Consider the following 15,961-nt stretch of genomic DNA (forward strand, 5'->3'; position numbering starts at 1 on the left):
CGCAGCTCCGTAACAGAGTATCGTTTATGACTGATATCACTATTTACCACAACCCGGCCTGCGGGACGTCGCGTAACACCCTGGCGCTTATCCGCAACAGTGGCGTGGAGCCAGCAGTGATTTTGTATCTGGAGACGCCACCATCCCGCGACGAGCTGAAGAAGCTGATAGCAGATATGGGTATCAGCGTACGCGCCCTGCTGCGCAAAAATACAGAGCCGTATGAGCATCTGGGGCTGGCAGAAGACCGGTTCAGCGATGATGAACTGCTGAATGCGATGCTGGCTCACCCCATCCTCATCAACCGCCCGGTGGTTGTGACGCCGCTCGGTACAAGGCTCTGTCGTCCGTCTGAAGCGGTTCTGGACATTCTGCCTGACCCGCAGCAGGGAGCATTTACGAAAGAGGACGGCGAAAAAGTCATTGATGAACACGGAAACCGGATCAGCCACTGATTTTTTCAGTGTGCTGCCGGCAGAAAGGGAGTCGCAAAAGCAGAAGCCGGCATCTGCCGGCTTTTTTTCATATGCTGCGCTGATTAACCCGCTCAGACAGCTGCGCGGCACTCTCCTTCCTTTCGCTGTAGCGATCGGTCAGGTAGTCACTGCGCCCGCGCGTCAGCAGAGTGAACTTCATCAGCTCTTCCATTACGTCCACGATGCGGTCGTAGTAAGGCGAAGGCTTCATGCGACCATCTTCATCAAATTCGGCCCATGCTTTTGCCACGGATGACTGATTCGGGATAGTGATCATACGCATCCATCGCCCCAGAATGCGCATCTGGTTAACGGCGTTGAAAGACTGCGAGCCGCCGCTGACCTGCATGACGGCCAGGGTTTTTCCCTGCGACGGGCGCACCGCCCCTGACGTCAGCGGTATCCAGTCAATCTGCGTCTTCATGATGCCGGTCATGGCGCCGTGACGCTCCGGTGAGCACCAGACCATACCTTCCGACCAGAGAACCAGCTCGCGCAGCTCTGCAACTTTCGGGTGCGTCTCCGGAGCGTCGTCGGGCAGCGGCAGGCCGGACGGGTTGAAAATTTTCACTTCGGCGCCCATTGCCGTCAACAACCGGGCCGCCTCTTCCGTAGTGAGACGGCTGTATGAGCGTTCCCGCAGCGAGCCGTAGAGCATCAGGATGCGGGGTGGGTGCGCCACTTCTGCAGCCCTCAGCTTATCTTCCGTCAGCGGCACGTCCAAGAGTGAAGTATCGATATTTTTCAGGGTATCGTTCATGTTGTTCACAATGAGGTCTCTTCATGAGTCGTCACGGTTGACAGGCTGCAGTTGCCACCTGCACAGCATTCTTCTGTCAGAAAGGCCATCAGCTGTTCAAGCTGCGCATAGCAGGGTCTGCAGAACAGGGTACGGCTCTGCCGCTCCTGGCTGACCAGCCCGGCCGACATCAGCGCGGAAATATGATGACTGAGCGTGGAGGGCGGAATACCGAGGCGCCTCTGCAGAACACCGACCGGCAGGCCGTCATGACCCGCTCTCACCAGCTCCCGGTACACGCTGAGACGGGTCGGGTGTCCCAGCTCCCGAAGCGCATTTGCTGCTGTATTTAAATCCATGCGGCCTCCTTAAACTATATTTCCAGAATAATGGAAATATAGTCAGCGTCAAATATTTTTCCCCGGAATGGATGGCACGTTCTTATCCCGGCTCTGTCCAGCAGAGGAAGGAGGGCGACGCCAGATCACTATGGAAATCGCCGTGATGAACAGGGTAAGGATGGCAGATAAAAGCAGCGTGCCGGGTATGCCGTATCGCTCCAGCAGCATAGCGTAAGCTGACGGAGCGAGCGCCGCGAGCAAAAAAGCTGGTGACAGCAGTACGCCTGTTTTACGGGCATACTGCTGCGGATCAAACAGCACAAGAGGTAGTACGGCCTTAACTACCGTACTCAGTCCGTTCACAGCTCCGTAACTCAGAATAAAGATGGCTGTAGCCACAGGGGTAACATTACCCGCAAGGCCGGCCAGAAAGCAAAATGGCAGCAGAATGCCGGTAATCAGGTTCAGACGGATCGCAGAGGTACATGCGCCAGAAGCCACGTCCAGCAGACGGGCGCTCACCTGTCCCACTCCCCACAACATACCCGCCACGGCGGGCATACCATAAGCGGCCAGTATCTGAGGAAAATGAGTGGACACGCCGGTGGAAACAAAGCTTATCAGCGCTATTAGCGTGGCGTACCACAGGCCGCTGATGAATGCTTTTCGGTCTTCTGCTGTTCCGATCGCCGGAAGAGCGGGCTGCCCGGCAACGGGAGGTTGACTCCGATGCCCTGCCGGAACGGTGGACAGAAAAAGCAGGCTGATAATGCCCGCACAGCCGTAAACGATAACGGCATGCCGCCAGTCGGTAATGTGCAGTAGCGCCGCGCCAGCAGGCCAGAACGCGGCTGAAGCGAGGCCACCCAGCAGTGTGACCAAGGAGACTGCTCGGCGGGCCCCTGCACCTGCGGTTTCTACAAGCAGAGCAAACGCGGCATCATACAGAGCAAGTCGCATGCCGGCTCCTGTCAGGAGCCAGACGGCAACCCACGATGCTGTTGAATGGGTAAAAGCCATCAGAAAACAACCGAGGACTATGGCGAAGGTTCCCGCCATCATCAGCGTACGTCCGCCGGTACGGGCCATCAGGGGACCGGTAAACGGCGAAACAAGTCCCATAACAAGCATGGCAATAGTCAGCCCGGAGAATGTCATAACTGGCGACCAGCCTGTCTCCGCCATGATGGCGGTCCCGAAGACCCCCGGCATATAGAATGTGATGCCCCAGTTGATAAGCTGCGTCATGCCAATGCAGAAAATGGTGCGGCCTGTCAGATGCCCGTCAGTCAACCTGTGCTCTCCGGAAATGTGGCGTCGCCCTGTCCGAGCGTGCGCTGCAGGATGACCGTATCAAGCCAGCGTCCGTGCTTGAAGCCCACGGAGCTGAGCGTTCCTGTAATGTTGAAGCCTGCCGCGCGATGCAGGGCAAGAGAGGCGGTATTTTCGCTGTTTCCAACTACGGCCACGAGCTGGCGAAAGTTACGGGCCTCTGCCCATGCGACCGCACTCAATAACAGCTTTTTTCCGATCCCCTGGCCCTGAAAGTTGGGGGCAATATATACAGAATCCTCCAGAGTGAATCTGTAGGCACACCGTTCCCGGTAGAGTGACAGGTAGCAGTATCCGCGGACATTGCCGTCCTCAACCGCCACAAACCAGGGCAGTGCTGCTGCACGCACCTTTTTCAGACGGGCTGTCATTTCAGCCCAATCAGGTGGTTCGGTTTCAAAAGTGGCGGTGCCATGCAATACGTGATAAGCATAAATCTGCTGGATAGCAGGAATATATCGTTCATCTGCTTCGGTTATTTCCATCGGTACGGCTCCTTCCGCGGTCAAAAGCAGAGACTAACCCGAATGAATAATTTCAGACAGGCAGCAGGACTTATCAGCGGCATAAGGAAAATTTTGGTATGGCAAACCTGAACCTCGATCACCTGGCTACTTTCAGACTGGTCGTCAGCCGGGGCAGTTTCTCCGGAGCGGCTGAAGCACTTGGTCTGTCGCAGCCGGCAGTGAGCCTGCAGATAAGACAACTGGAGCAGGCGCTTCAGGCCCGGCTTATCGAGCGAACCAGCCGGGGAGTAAGGCCCACGCCTGCCGGGCTGACTCTCGTTGAGCACAGCATGAAAATTGATGCAGTGGTAAATACAGCAGTTGAATCGGTGCGCCTGCATTCCGATGAGATAACCGGCACTGTTACTGTCGGCACAGGCGCAACGGCCTGTATTCATCTACTGCCCCCCTTACTGCAGCAACTGCGACAGGCCCATCCCCTGCTGAAGGTGGACGTACGCACAGGTAACACTTCCGATATTGTGCGGGGCGTGGAGGAAAACCGTATAGATATTGGCCTGGTGACTCTGCCAGCCGCAGGTAAAAGCCTGAGCATCATCCCGCTGGGTACGGATGAGTTTGTTGTCATCATGGAAAAGGATGCATCAGAGCAGAGCGCGAAAATATGGACTCCGGGCGCCTTGCTGCCGCTGCCGCTGATTATCTTTGAACCGGGAAGCGGGACACGCACCCTGATTGACCAGTGGTTCCGGGAGACGGGACATATTGCCTGCCCGGTCATGGAGCTTGGCAGTATTGAGGCTATTAAAAGAATGGTCCGTGCAGGTCTTGGCTACAGCATTGTTCCCCGAATGTCCGTTGCATGCATTGAGGAAAGATCGGGGCTCGATCTTTACTTTGTGACGCCCTCTCTTCACCGGACTCTCGGGGCAGTTATGCGGGAGGACCGGATTGTAAGCAGAGGGATCAATGAAGTGCTGAAAAGCCTAAACAGCAGTTTTGCAAAAAACGAAAACAGATAAATATTATTCGATATCTAAGCCGGACAGAACCGGTCTACTCTGCCCGGGGAAGTATCACAACAGCGTTTACCAGCTACCAATGTCCGCTTTTGGCACAAAGCGGACATACGCAGAAAAGCAACTCATGAACGAGCATCAGCGTCTTCCATTATCGCTTTCACTCTTAAAATGGTCTGCCGTGTGGTGTCAAATTCGCGGGCGATCGCGCTGATACTCTTCCCTTCACTAAGACGCAAGAACACCGCTTTCTTTTGTTCGTCATCCAGAGCCGGCGGGCGGCCGAAACGCTTTCCGGATGCCTTAGCCCGCGCAATACCAGCATGTGTACGTTCAAGTAGCAGATCGCGCTCAAATTCAGCAACCGCCGAGATTACCTGCATTGTCATCTTTCCGGCCGGACTGGTGAGGTCTACCCCTCCCAGCGCCAGGCAGTGTACCCGTATTTCTGACGCAGAAAGTAGCTCAACGGTTTTTCTGATATCCATGGCGTTTCGCCCGAGGCGATCCAGCTTCGTTACGATTAAAACGTCCCCGTTTTCCATTCGATCAAGGAGACGCATAAATCCAGGGCGTTCAGCAGCCGCGACTGAACCACTTATGTACTCTTCAATCAGTCGCTGGGGTCTGATGGCAAAGCCGGCCGCTTCGATTTCACGACGCTGGTTTTCAGTATTCTGTTCGAGGGTCGATACCCTGCAGTAGGCAAAAACTCGTGACATGTAGTTATTTTATGTACTAAATAGGTGTACTTATTATAACGCATGCCCGAAATTAAAAACACTAACTTTCGGACAGGCTATATTCTATATGTACGAAACCGGTCGGTTTGGTACATGCCATTCGAACATACGATGATGTCACAGACGGTCTTAGTTAGGTCTGTCTGCAAAAGCCAGGGTTACAAACCTTATCGAAGAAGGTTTTGATTGATTAAATTTCGCCAGCAGAAATTTTCTGAACATCTTGCTAAGATCTGCTATGAGCAAAAAGCGGACACGATCGTCCCATGGATTAAAGGCCAAAAATACAAACGTCACGGTAGCCGCGCATGGACGTATTGCTCTGGTCTTCTTATATTAAGGGTTCTGATAAAAGCGTTTGGCCTTGGCAAAGGTAGTAAACTCAAAAACAACATACCGTTCATGGGATTCTCCTTCAAGTTTTCATATTGCCCGAACCAGGCAATGATTTTTGGATCAAAAACCTGCATTGCCTCTCCGGCTGCTCGGGCATATTCAGAGTACTTAACAGGATCTGTTACGGTCATGTGAGCGATTAAACAGCCTTTATTAATTTCTTTTATTGGATTCATTAATAACAGTTTTCAAACCTACTCCGTTACAGGTTAGTTGAATAGTTAAGTGGAACCCATCCAAAACTATCATTCTGAAATAATATATGACCAACTCCGGGAAAAGAAAGATGCGCAGCAGCTATCAGGTCCCCTGGTTGGCTATTTTTTTAAATAATTTTTCGCGCGAATCTCTGGCTTGTTTCTCGTTACTATCAAAGCTTATTGTTACACCGGGCTGGCTGAACTGAACGGCACCGACATGGATGAGATCGCCGATGATATAAAGTCGCATACCCGCGCTTTCCACCTGATAGATAACATGGCCAGGAGCGTTAATGGCAATACACCTGGCGCGATTACGGTTTTACCGCTAAAAGGCTTTAACTGTCCTGAACGGACATAAGTATTAAGCGATGCCATATCGCCTTTAAAAAACCCCGAAGCATCGCCATTTTTCTTTTGGCTGGAAGGTGAAAGCCAATAATCAGTATCAGCTTTCTCAGCATGTATTATTGCCTTTGGAAATATCTGTTTTCCCGCCGACATGAGTCCTCCAACATGGTCAGGATGCAAATGCGTGAGCACAATATCGTCAATTTCTTCGGGATGATATCCGGCAGCGCGAATATTATCTGTGAGTTTCCCCAGCGTGGGACCTAATAATTGACCGGCACCTGTATCCACCAAGATAAGCTTTTCACCTGTATTAATCAGATAGGCATTGAATGATGTTTCGGCAGGCAGTCCAATAAACAACTTTTGTAACGCGGATTTTGTCAGTTTTTCTGGTTCAGACAGCAACTTTTCTACTGGCAGGGCCACTGTACCATCGCTTATAGCGCTCACTTCAAATTTTCCAACCATAACATGCAAATAGCCGGACTTTTTCTTTTGCATTGGTGCAGAGGCCAGAGACGGCAACGGTCCCAGCAGTACAGATATCAAAGTGAAAAACAAAATCATTGCTGGAGCAGGCCGTACAGAATAATACTGAAAATAATACATAGATTAATGTCCCATTTATGAAAGTGAAAAAATATTTTTCTGGAAATGATAAAGCAAAAGAGTAACTAAACCGATAATTGTGGTTCAAAGCATAAAAGGTTGCTCATTTAAGCGGTAAGCCAGCCTGTTTAGCAGAGGAACATATCTCAGCTTGCTTCCCTTAATGTTGCATCGTCATTTATTTTAGCGAGTATGCAATGAAGCATTCGAACATCTCACTGAGGTAGTTTTTAAGTGGCAGTTCGGATTGTATAATCTGCCATTACAGACCAGTCCCTGTCGCCGCCGCCTGCGCTCACCGCGTTATGCATTTGTCCATGAACTGCCTGAAGCAACGGTAAAGTGCGCCCTGCCACCGCCGCTGCTTCCTTAGCCAGCCGCAAATCCTTTAATCCCAACGTGGCTTTGAAACCGGGCTCGTACAGCTCATTGATGATATTTGCGGAATAGACCTGATAGGTTCGGCTGCCAAATAACGTATTGAGAATGAGATCAAAAAATCGTTCCCGTTCCACTCCACTGGCTTCTGTCAGCACAACGGCTTCCGCCATCGCTTCAATGGCCATGGTAATCATCATATTACAGGCGATTTTAGCGGCATGAGCCATCGGCGGCTTGTCACCCATATGCCAGATACGTTTACCGATGGCCTCCAGCACAGGCCGCACCTTTTCCATCGCCGCAGGATCACCGGCGGCGAGAATATTAAGCGCTCTTTTGGCAGCGACGTCTGGTCGTCCAAGCACGGGAGCAGCAACCAGCGCGATGCCTGCAGCTTCATGTAACTCGACCAGTGTCTGCGAGAAAGCGACGGAAATGGTTGAGCCAATAATATGCACCAGTCCGGGACGTGCATGGGAAAGAATCTCCGTCTCGATCAATACCTGCCGGATAGATGAGTCGTCAGAAAGCATGGTAAACGTCACCTCGGCCTGTAACGCCTGTTCGGGGGAATCGGCTCGCCGGACCCCTTCAATCTCACCGCCTGACCGGTTCCATGCGCAAACCAAATGCCCGTCAGCAACCAGGTTACGCGCGATTTCCCGGCCCATTGCGCCGGTGCCAATAATGCCAATATGCATAGGTTAATCCTTCAATAAAGTTGAACCGGAAAGGTGCTTTTCCAGCCACTGCAAAACGGGTACTAACGCTTCGTCAGAGTTGTTTTCGTAGATCAGCCCGTGCCCGTTGCCATACACGCCATGATCGGGCAGGTGAAGCAGCTCGGCCGATGCCCCCGCCGAGTTAAGAAAAGCCGCCGTTGGCGGACTGGCTGCGGCAAACGCCGATGCCTCCGCGGTCACGATTAGAATGGGCAGATCTTTCAGCGCAGGCAGAATCAGGCTGCCCGGCTCCGCATTGTGCACCGCATCAATGCTGTTAACGGCGGGTTCAAAACGTAGCGGGGCCGCCGTTATTCCCCAGGTCATGGTTCCAATATTGGGGATCACGGCAAAGGGTGGTCCCATCGGTTCAACGGCCACAATGGCTTTGACCCGATCCGGCCGGCGATCGGCCGTCAGCCAGCCGTCCGGACCGGAAGCGGAATGGGTCACAATAATGGCCGGTCCGATGCGATCCAGTAACGAGGCCATGCGATCGGCGTCTGAGGTTTGGGAAAGCGCCAGATCCTTTGGCAGCGGGCCGTAACCGGCAATAAATTCGTCCATGGCATCCTCATCGTCCACGGCGAAGGGCCACTGGGTGTGACGTTCATCGTTGCCAGGAAAATAGATATGCTGCCCGCCCTCGTAAGAAAACGGCGGGCCCATTTCGCCAAATGTCTCCACGTGAAAAGGCGAGCGGCCATGCCCGGGGCGGTCAATGACCAGCACGGCGTAGCCATTTTCAACGAACCGCTGCGCCCAGCCCGGCCTGCCGTCGGGCGTGTCAAACCACTCCGTGCCCTGAAATCCTCCGCCATGCATCAGAACAACGGGAAAGGGCTGGCTCACGGTCTCCGGCGCTTCCCATTCCACATACATCGGACCGCGCTGATACGTAAGGCCGTTCTGTTCAGTTCGCTCGCCGGCGATCCAGAAATGTCCGCGACGCACCACGCGAGGCGGCGTTATACGCCAGGGGGCATAATACTGATGATTTTTCATTTTTTCTCCAGTTAAATCAAAGGTCAATAGCGCGAGCTCTTGCCGGGGTGATATCGGTAAACCGTGCAACATCGGCCATGACTTCAGGCATTTCAGGGGAACTCAAAGCTGACTCCATCGTTTTTTCATCACGGAAGCGACATTCGCAAATGGCGAGCGTTCCTGCCTGCCGGACTGCCGGAAAAAAAGCGATCGCACTGAGCAGGCCATGCTGATGCCACGCCTTCATTACCAACGGAAGGTGCTCGCTGACGTAATAGTCGCGATCAAACCGGCTCTGCGGATCGCCGTGATAGGTTACGTACAGGGTTACGGGTAAATGGTTCATCTCTCTGCCTCTTTGCAAACTCTTTTGTCAGGCTTTATCGCGCGTTAAGGAAGGTGATAACTGCGCTGTTCAGTTCAGCCGTGCACTCTTCCGGCAGCCAGTGGCCGCAGTCAGGAATTACCTTGCCCGTTACATTGGTTGCAAAGCGTCCGATCTGTTCGATTTGATACTTGCCCATACCGCCATGGCCGCCTCCGCCAATCGCCAGCACCGGCAAGGCAATTTTGTTCTGAGACAGCAGTTTGTTATCCGCGACGTCCTGATTGAGTACGCGGTAATACTCGAAAGCGGCGTGGAGGCTGTGTGGTTTGGCATAAGAGCGCGCGTAGAGATCCAGCAGCTCCGGGGTGAAAACTGCCTTGTTGGTGGCATGCTCTTTAATGAAATGTTCAAAGAAGAGGCGCTCTTTGCCGGCAATCAGGGTTTCAGCAAGATTATTTTTGGCGCTGAAGAAGCTGAAGTGCCATACCAGCGATTCTCCTTGCGGGGTAAATGCCGGAAATGACCAGATGCTTTCATCCGGTATCGGTGCCTCCATAAAGACCACGCGGCGCAGCTGGCTGGCATGTTTCACCACGAAGGGGTAGGTGTTCCAGTTCCCGATATCATGGGATACCAGATCGAAAGGCTGATTGCCGCTAAACTGCAAGGCAAGCTTGTAGAGCAGCGGCGCGACGTCAGTGGCGCGGTAAGAATGCGGCACGGCCGACTCCCCCAGTCCGGGCAGGTCTGGCGCCACGACCGTATGGTTTTTGGCCAGCTCAGGCATCAGGTGATGCCACTCATACCACGACTGACCGAACCCATGGACGAGGTATACCAGCGGCCCCTTTCCACCCTTAACGTAATGCAGGCGCACGCCGTCAATGACCTTATACTCGCTGGTAAAACCTGCCGGAACGGGAAATGCGTCGGCGGCGGATGACGGGGAAGTGACGAGCAGCGAAAACAGCGAGAGCAGGCAGGCCATAATGTGTTTCAACATAGATTTATTTCCTGTAATAAGAAGTTAAATTCAATCCGCAGCGTCGCGGTTAGCTGGTATGAGGTTGCCGCATGCCGGGCATAAAGCCGTATGCCTTCGCACGCCAGGCAATAAGCAGGGCCGCTGCCAGCAGAACGAACATCACCGGTGAGAACGCGCGCGCCCCCCAGGCGTCCAGCAAAATGCCGCCCACAATGCCGCCGCCGGCAATCGCACTGTTCCAGGCGACCACGTTCATCGACAGGGCGATGTCTGCGCCTTCTCCGGCGATATCCGCCAGCGCCGTCTGTAGCAATGTTGCCGCGCCACCAAACGTTAATCCCCAGATCGCCACGCCCGTGTAAATCACGACCGGCGCGCGCGACATCCAGATGAAAAGCAGGGAGACTACGGCAAATGTGGCCAGGCAGGTCAGCACGCTTAACCGCAGATGACGATCCACCACACGACCGGTGATCCAGATGGCGATCAGCGCAGCAAGTCCAAAGACCAGCAGCACGAGATCCACCCGACCGCTCAGGCCCGCCTGGGCTACAAAAGGCGCGATGAAGGTATAAAGAATGTTGTGCGCCAGCATCCAGGTGATGACCACGCTCAGCACGGGCCTGACGCCCGGCGTTATAAAGACTTTATGCAGCGGCAGCCGTTCATGGCTGGCCTGACCGGGATAGTCGGGCACTTTGGCGAGGACCCACACAATCAGCACCAGCGTCAGACCGGAAATCATCGCGAAGGCACTGCGCCAGCCGATGGCAGCGCCCAGCCAGGTGCCCAGCGGCACACCCAGCGATAAGGCGATCGGCGTGCCGACCATCGCTATCGCCATCGCTTTTCCCTGTTGATGAACCGCAACCATACGACGCGCATAGCCCGCCAGCAGGCTCCATGCAAGTCCTGCGGCCACGCCGGCAAAAAATCTTGCCGCCAGGGTGAGCCAGTAGCTGGCAGAAAAGGCGGTGATCGAATTGAAGAGAAGAAACCCGACGATGGTGAGTAACAGCACGTTTCTGCGGCGCCATCCCTGCGTGGCGATGGTCAGGGGAATGGCCGCAAGTAGCGATCCCAGGGCATAGGCGGTGACCAGCTGCCCGGCCAGAGCCGGTGAGATGTCCAGGCCCGAGGCCATTTGCGGTAACAGGCCTGCCGGCAGCGTTTCGGTAATGATGCAGATAAAGCCAGTCATTGCCAGCGCCAGAAGAGCCGCAATGGGAAGCCGCAGTTCTGCTGACTGATGCTGTTTCGTAAACTCAACCTGCCTTTGATGACAGTGAGTGTTTTTCTTATCCATAGCGCATTGTTACCTTAATTATGTATCAGTTGGTATGTATTTATATGTAAAGCTTCCCTCATCATCTTTTCAGGTCGGTTGAGGTAATGGGCACTGAAGAAAGATTAGAGCGTTTAATCTTGCTGATTGATCTGTACTGATTGATACATTAGTGGTGGATAAAATAGTTGTCAACTACTTGTGTATCGTTTGGTATAATAGTTTTATTTCTGATTTAATACCGGAGTCACTGCTATGGCAACAATGGGACGTCCACGAACCTTCGATCGGGACAAAGCTATCGAAGAGGCAATGTATCTTTTTTGGGAAAAGGGGTATGAGTCAACTTCACTCAGTGAGTTAAAAGCGGGCATTAGCAACGGGATTTCCGCCCCAAGCTTTTACGCCGCCTTCGGGTCCAAAGAAGCACTCTTCCGGGAATGTGTTCGATATTACCTTTCAACTTACGGTAGGGTAACGGAGCCGTTATGGAATGACGATCTGCCGCCGCGCTACGCTATTGAAACGACATTACGGCTTTCAGCCAGCATGCAGTGTGAAACCGGACATCCTAAAGGATGCATGGTGGGCTTAGGCGTAATGAGTGCAACATCTGCCGGGCATGCATCTGTTATCGAACCTCTGGCGAGGTCTCGAGAGCATACACGAGCAGGCATTACGCGTAATATTCAGCGTGGAATAGATAGCGGTGAGCTTAGCAAGAAAACGGATATCATCGCGTTAACCACCTCTTTTGATGCCTTTTTACTGGGGTTATCCACACTGGCGCGCGATGGCGTATCGCTCTCTGATATGAATAATTCCATAACAACAATTATGTCTGTATGGAATTCATACGCGATAAGGGACTAAAACGGTTATGCCTGAGACTTATTTAGAGTTAAAAATCACATTTCATCAGTTTACAATCAAGCACATAAACCTATTGACCTGCTCCCCGTTGAATAACAAAGTGTAAGCGTCCCCCTCCTGGCACAGGGCTGCTGTTGCAGCCCTAACAAGTTAGACTTCAATCGACTCTGATATCTCCAGAGCATCATCTACTTCAATACCTAGATAACGTACGGTGCTTTCGAGTTTTTTGTGGCCCAAAAGTAACTGGATCACTCTAATATTCTTTTTTTTATAGATCAGATATGGCTTGGTTCTGCGCATGGAATGGGTACTGTAGAGCGTTTCATCGAGTCCCAGCGTCTCAATCCATCCATGAAAAATACGATTATATTGTCTGGTCGAAATGTACCGTGAAGAACCAACGCGGGACTGGAAAAGATAGTCGCTACTACGTAGATGTGCCATTTTGATCCATGCGGCTACAGCCTCTCTGGTTCCCTTAGTCAGCTCAAACTGGCAGGGCTGCCCGTTTTTTGCTGCAGCACTGTCGCTCTGCTCGAAACAGAGTGTCCATAGGCCACATCAGAAACTTTTAACTTAACCAGATCACAGCCCCGAAGTTTACTGTCCAGAGCCATGTTAAACAGAGCCAAATCGCGGACTTTTCCTTCCAGCTCCCGGCGGATACGAATTCCCCAGATATGAAAGATCTGAAGAGGTCGCTTCTGGCCAATAATGCGGCTTTTGTTCCAGGGGGATATTATCATGTTCAGTCTCCATTAGGTTAGGAGATGTGATTATGGTTGTCCCATATGAGCGAGGAGCGGACGTTTTAGCGGATATCGGGTGCAGGCCTGGGGAACTGGAAACTTCAATTTTCTGTTCATGACGGTTCAACAGATAAAGGTAAAAAATTAGCGACTATCACGAAGGGTCTGGTGTGCAAACGACCATGAACCAAATGAAGTGAACCCTACAAAGTTTAAACGTTAGTGCTGGCTCCCCTGAAAGGAATTCTTAACGCGGGATCCTGTATTGACAGCAAGAAAAGGCTCCGATACCCTTAACTCCAGACATTTCAGATTCCCTGAATTGCGTAAGCGTTAACGTCAACCAACGCATTATTTACGAGCATATAAACGTATCGTATTTACAAGGTTGACTCAGTATGTCTGTTATGTCAGATAAAACGCCTCACGTTAAAAAATCCCTTTATTCACTGACCTTTATCGGTATTCTGCTCATTGCCTCTAACCTGAGAGCGCCAATAACCGCTCTGGGGCCAGTTATTCATGAAATCGCGGCTTCGTTTAACCTGTCTGGTGTCTATACAGGACTCCTTAACGCGCTGCCTTTACTCATTTTTGGGCTTGCCTCCCCCTTCGCACCCCTACTCACACGCAGAATAGGACTGGAGAAATCGCTTTTAACCGCAATAGTCTTAATAACCGCAGGATGTCTTACACGCTCGTCCCTAGGGGGAATGGGGTTGTGGACAGGGACATTCATTATCGGCCTGGGAATAGCCGTTGCGAACGTGCTGATTGTGCCGTTAATTAAACGTGACTATCCAGGCCATACCGCGCGCTGTATAGGGCTATACGCTGCCACCATGGCTCTGACCGCAGCTTTATCAAGCGGAATAGCTTTCCCGTTGTCAGCACTCAGCAGCGCAACATGGAGAGTGTCATTGGGTATCTGGGTAATCCCTGCAGCTTTTGCTCTTATCATCTGGATGAAAGTATGCGCCAGAACGGATAAAGAGGCGGATTTAACCACGAAACCTGTTGTCAGGAGCATAAGCTCCGTCTGGAAAAGCGGCGTGGCCTGGCAGGTTTCAATGTTTATGGCTCTGCAGACGATGGTCTTTTACACGCTTATTGACTGGTACCCTTCAATGGCGAATGAACATGGCGTCAGCTCATCTGCGGCAGGTTTCCATCTGTTCATCTATCAGGCCGTTGCCGTCGTCGCTAATCTGTCTACTGCCCTATTCATTACCCGGCTGAAGGATCAGCGATTGCTGGGACTGGTGTGCTCATTATTTATTACTTCTGGCGTTGCTGGTCTCCTGATAATGCCGGGAATATCAGTACTCTGGCTCATCCTTGCAGGAATCGGTGCGGGTATGTCTATGGTCACTTGCCTTACCCTTTTTGGGCTGAGAGCCCGGGAGCATCACCAGGCGGGACAGCTGTCGGGCAAGGCACAGTGCATTGGCTATCTGATTGGTGCTCTGGGACCCTGTCTTGCAGGCATACTGCATGGCCATACCCATACCTGGAGTTCAATCCTTCTCTGTTTGATTCTTATTTCGCTTGTTCAGGCTTATTTTTCATGGCAGGCGGGCAGAAACAGATTTGTTTAAAGAGTATGTGCCCGCCCTGATTCAGATATATTTTCTATCATGTAATGCAAATAGCAGGAAGGGACGTGGATAGGGTATTGGTTCGAAGAAAGTTGAATAAAGGACTATCAGCTATTGCCATGAAATATTAAATAAACCTAGCTGGCCATCATTCAATAGTTATGTCCGCTTCACGCCCTGAGACATTTGACAAGCTTTCTACGGCATTAGTAAGGGCGATTTTCGCGCTTCCAGTGCCAGCAAATATTTCGCTTCGTCATAACGGGTTCTGATCTTCCAGCAGCGGTAAATAATCCTTATCCATTTGAATGCCAGAGCCCGGATCGCTGATTGATGAGATTTTCCTTTTTCTCGCAGCCCCTGATAATCCAGCTTGGCCCCGTATGATGAGTTAACCGTCTTGGCAGCCCATTCGACAAAGGTTTGCCTGACGAACCTGGCACACTGCCATCGCCAGTGAACCCAGGATTTCTGGCCACTTCGTTCAGTCACCGGTGCAATACCTGCGTAGTTTTGAATTTCCTCAGCGCTGTTGAAGCGGTCGCGGTTATCACCCAGTGCGGCAAGCATACGTGGGCCCATACACGGCCCTATGCCCGGTAGTGATTTGAACAGCCCTGCATCCGGAAGCATATCGAATAACGATTCGATTCGTTCGTCGTAGGTTCTGATAAGTTCACTTACAACTTTGATTTGTGATGCAAGAGCTGTTGCCATTAGCGCGTTCGCCTCGATGACACTTTTATCAGTGGTCAGGGGAATCGCGTTGGCAATGCTTGTAACCCGCTGTTCTGTATACGCAACAGCGGGACCACCTCTTGCGTTCATAAAATGACGGACGGTATCACTCCGGGCACGTTTGAGCTGCTGCAGGCTTGGCCAGCGGATTATGAGCTCACAGAACAATGAACTGTCCCGATGCGAGAACCATTCCAGGGGTTGAGGATAATACTGCTTAAGCGTGTTAATGAACCGATTAACAAAGCGGCGTTTGTCTTCTACCAGCAGCCTACGCTGCTCGACTAGTTGTAGAAGTAATCGGATATCAGCATTGTCGGGTTCGATGGCTTTTATCTTTTGGGGATAGCGAAGCATCAGATCTAACGCCAACTCGGCATCCTGAGGATCATCCTTCGCACCACTTGGCCAGAAGGTCTGCCGATAGCGGGCCAATGATAACGCGTGTACAGGAAAGACAGTCATAAAGAGGTACTTCTGGAGAGCATACACTACCGGGCCTTTCTTCAGTTCAAGGTCGATAGCGATCCTGCCTTTGATCTTCTGGTGCAACTCATTGAGCCAGGTATCAAGCGCTTCCGGCGTATGGTGAATCACATGGAATGTGCGCTCACCGTTTTTAAACTGAACGCAGAC

The 15,961-nt window shown here is 52.0% G+C and carries 16 protein-coding genes and 2 pseudogenes; 4 read left to right on the top strand and 14 right to left on the bottom strand.

The window, feature by feature from the left end; translation table 11 throughout:
• Positions 1-26: 26 nt before the first annotated feature.
• The gene (gene arsC, locus AB6T85_RS20605; protein ID WP_369896540.1) at positions 27-455 is read left to right on the top strand and encodes a glutaredoxin-dependent arsenate reductase; all 429 of its coding nucleotides are present in this window, start codon (positions 27-29) and stop codon (positions 453-455) included.
• Between the two features lie 67 nt (positions 456-522).
• Here the strand turns inward: arsC and arsH are convergent, their stop codons facing one another.
• The 4 genes from arsH to AB6T85_RS20625 are packed head-to-tail and all read right to left on the bottom strand — an operon-like array spanning position 523 to position 3,373.
• Positions 523-1,236, bottom strand: coding sequence for an arsenical resistance protein ArsH (gene arsH, locus AB6T85_RS20610; RefSeq protein WP_369896561.1), 714 nt, complete (start codon positions 1,234-1,236; stop codon positions 523-525).
• A 5-nt stretch (positions 1,237-1,241) separates the two neighbouring features.
• Entirely contained in the window at positions 1,242-1,574 is a 333-nt protein-coding gene (locus AB6T85_RS20615) for an ArsR/SmtB family transcription factor (protein WP_369896541.1), read from the bottom strand.
• Between the two features lie 48 nt (positions 1,575-1,622).
• Entirely contained in the window at positions 1,623-2,849 is a 1,227-nt protein-coding gene (locus AB6T85_RS20620) for an MFS transporter (RefSeq protein ID WP_369896542.1), read from the bottom strand.
• The gene (locus AB6T85_RS20625) at positions 2,846-3,373 is read right to left on the bottom strand and encodes a GNAT family N-acetyltransferase (RefSeq protein ID WP_369896543.1); all 528 of its coding nucleotides are present in this window, start codon (positions 3,371-3,373) and stop codon (positions 2,846-2,848) included. Before AB6T85_RS20625 ends, AB6T85_RS20620 begins: the two co-directional genes overlap by 4 nt.
• Positions 3,374-3,471: 98 nt before the next feature.
• On the opposite strand from AB6T85_RS20625, the gene AB6T85_RS20630 reads away from it, so the two are divergent.
• Positions 3,472-4,377: a LysR family transcriptional regulator gene (locus AB6T85_RS20630; protein ID WP_369896544.1), complete on the top strand. Its 906-nt coding sequence runs from the start codon at positions 3,472-3,474 to the stop codon at positions 4,375-4,377.
• 122 nt (positions 4,378-4,499) lie between these two features.
• Here the strand turns inward: AB6T85_RS20630 and AB6T85_RS20635 are convergent, their stop codons facing one another.
• The 8 genes and pseudogenes from AB6T85_RS20635 to AB6T85_RS20670 all read right to left on the bottom strand — a co-directional run bounded on the left by AB6T85_RS20635 (position 4,500) and on the right by AB6T85_RS20670 (position 11,280).
• Positions 4,500-5,096: a recombinase family protein gene (locus AB6T85_RS20635; RefSeq protein ID WP_033755777.1), complete on the bottom strand. Its 597-nt coding sequence runs from the start codon at positions 5,094-5,096 to the stop codon at positions 4,500-4,502.
• 360 nt (positions 5,097-5,456) lie between these two features.
• Positions 5,457-5,671 (bottom strand): annotated as a pseudogene (locus AB6T85_RS20640) (DUF1330 domain-containing protein); the annotation flags it as partial.
• A gap of 225 nt (positions 5,672-5,896) precedes the next feature.
• Entirely contained in the window at positions 5,897-6,676 is a 780-nt protein-coding gene (locus tag AB6T85_RS20645) for an MBL fold metallo-hydrolase (protein ID WP_369896545.1), read from the bottom strand.
• A 230-nt stretch (positions 6,677-6,906) separates the two neighbouring features.
• Positions 6,907-7,758 carry an NAD(P)-dependent oxidoreductase gene (locus AB6T85_RS20650; RefSeq protein WP_346568899.1) on the bottom strand — a complete coding sequence of 284 codons (852 nt, stop codon included), beginning with the start codon at positions 7,756-7,758 and terminating at the stop codon, positions 6,907-6,909.
• Between the two features lie 3 nt (positions 7,759-7,761).
• On the bottom strand, positions 7,762-8,784 hold the full coding sequence (locus tag AB6T85_RS20655; RefSeq protein WP_369896546.1) for an alpha/beta hydrolase: 1,023 nt from the start codon (positions 8,782-8,784) through the stop codon (positions 7,762-7,764).
• 16 nt (positions 8,785-8,800) lie between these two features.
• Positions 8,801-9,112, bottom strand: coding sequence for an EthD family reductase (locus AB6T85_RS20660; RefSeq protein WP_369896547.1), 312 nt, complete (start codon positions 9,110-9,112; stop codon positions 8,801-8,803).
• 34 nt (positions 9,113-9,146) lie between these two features.
• Positions 9,147-10,097: an alpha/beta fold hydrolase gene (locus AB6T85_RS20665; protein ID WP_369896548.1), complete on the bottom strand. Its 951-nt coding sequence runs from the start codon at positions 10,095-10,097 to the stop codon at positions 9,147-9,149.
• A 49-nt stretch (positions 10,098-10,146) separates the two neighbouring features.
• Entirely contained in the window at positions 10,147-11,280 is a 1,134-nt protein-coding gene (locus AB6T85_RS20670) for an MFS transporter (RefSeq protein WP_369896562.1), read from the bottom strand.
• Positions 11,281-11,619: 339 nt separating this feature from the next.
• Here AB6T85_RS20670 and AB6T85_RS20675 point away from each other — a divergent pair, with 339 nt between their 5' ends.
• Positions 11,620-12,237, top strand: coding sequence for a TetR/AcrR family transcriptional regulator (locus tag AB6T85_RS20675; protein WP_369896549.1), 618 nt, complete (start codon positions 11,620-11,622; stop codon positions 12,235-12,237).
• Positions 12,238-12,387: 150 nt separating this feature from the next.
• Here the strand turns inward: AB6T85_RS20675 and AB6T85_RS20680 are convergent.
• Positions 12,388-12,986, bottom strand: a pseudogene (locus tag AB6T85_RS20680) (tyrosine-type recombinase/integrase).
• A gap of 401 nt (positions 12,987-13,387) precedes the next feature.
• Here AB6T85_RS20680 and AB6T85_RS20685 point away from each other — a divergent pair.
• Positions 13,388-14,587: an MFS transporter gene (locus AB6T85_RS20685; RefSeq protein ID WP_369896550.1), complete on the top strand. Its 1,200-nt coding sequence runs from the start codon at positions 13,388-13,390 to the stop codon at positions 14,585-14,587.
• Between the two features lie 198 nt (positions 14,588-14,785).
• Here the strand turns inward: AB6T85_RS20685 and AB6T85_RS20690 are convergent.
• A partial coding sequence (locus tag AB6T85_RS20690; RefSeq protein ID WP_369896551.1) for an IS110 family RNA-guided transposase occupies positions 14,786-15,961 on the bottom strand: 1,176 nt, incomplete at its 5' end.

It is taken from the genome of Erwinia aeris (assembly GCF_041224955.1).
GTDB lineage: Bacteria > Pseudomonadota > Gammaproteobacteria > Enterobacterales > Enterobacteriaceae > Erwinia > Erwinia aeris.

Coding starts and splice junctions, on each gene's coding strand:
- arsC (WP_369896540.1), top strand. CDS start 27: ATGACTGATATCACTATTTACCACAACCCGGCCTGCGGGACGTCGCGT.
- arsH (WP_369896561.1), bottom strand. CDS start 1,236: ATGAACGATACCCTGAAAAATATCGATACTTCACTCTTGGACGTGCCG.
- AB6T85_RS20615 (WP_369896541.1), bottom strand. CDS start 1,574: ATGGATTTAAATACAGCAGCAAATGCGCTTCGGGAGCTGGGACACCCG.
- AB6T85_RS20625 (WP_369896543.1), bottom strand. CDS start 3,373: ATGGAAATAACCGAAGCAGATGAACGATATATTCCTGCTATCCAGCAG.
- AB6T85_RS20630 (WP_369896544.1), top strand. CDS start 3,472: ATGGCAAACCTGAACCTCGATCACCTGGCTACTTTCAGACTGGTCGTC.
- AB6T85_RS20635 (WP_033755777.1), bottom strand. CDS start 5,096: ATGTCACGAGTTTTTGCCTACTGCAGGGTATCGACCCTCGAACAGAAT.
- AB6T85_RS20645 (WP_369896545.1), bottom strand. CDS start 6,676: ATGTATTATTTTCAGTATTATTCTGTACGGCCTGCTCCAGCAATGATT.
- AB6T85_RS20650 (WP_346568899.1), bottom strand. CDS start 7,758: ATGCATATTGGCATTATTGGCACCGGCGCAATGGGCCGGGAAATCGCG.
- AB6T85_RS20655 (WP_369896546.1), bottom strand. CDS start 8,784: ATGAAAAATCATCAGTATTATGCCCCCTGGCGTATAACGCCGCCTCGC.
- AB6T85_RS20660 (WP_369896547.1), bottom strand. CDS start 9,112: ATGAACCATTTACCCGTAACCCTGTACGTAACCTATCACGGCGATCCG.
- AB6T85_RS20665 (WP_369896548.1), bottom strand. CDS start 10,097: ATGTTGAAACACATTATGGCCTGCCTGCTCTCGCTGTTTTCGCTGCTC.
- AB6T85_RS20670 (WP_369896562.1), bottom strand. CDS start 11,280: ATGACTGGCTTTATCTGCATCATTACCGAAACGCTGCCGGCAGGCCTG.
- AB6T85_RS20675 (WP_369896549.1), top strand. CDS start 11,620: ATGGCAACAATGGGACGTCCACGAACCTTCGATCGGGACAAAGCTATC.
- AB6T85_RS20685 (WP_369896550.1), top strand. CDS start 13,388: ATGTCTGTTATGTCAGATAAAACGCCTCACGTTAAAAAATCCCTTTAT.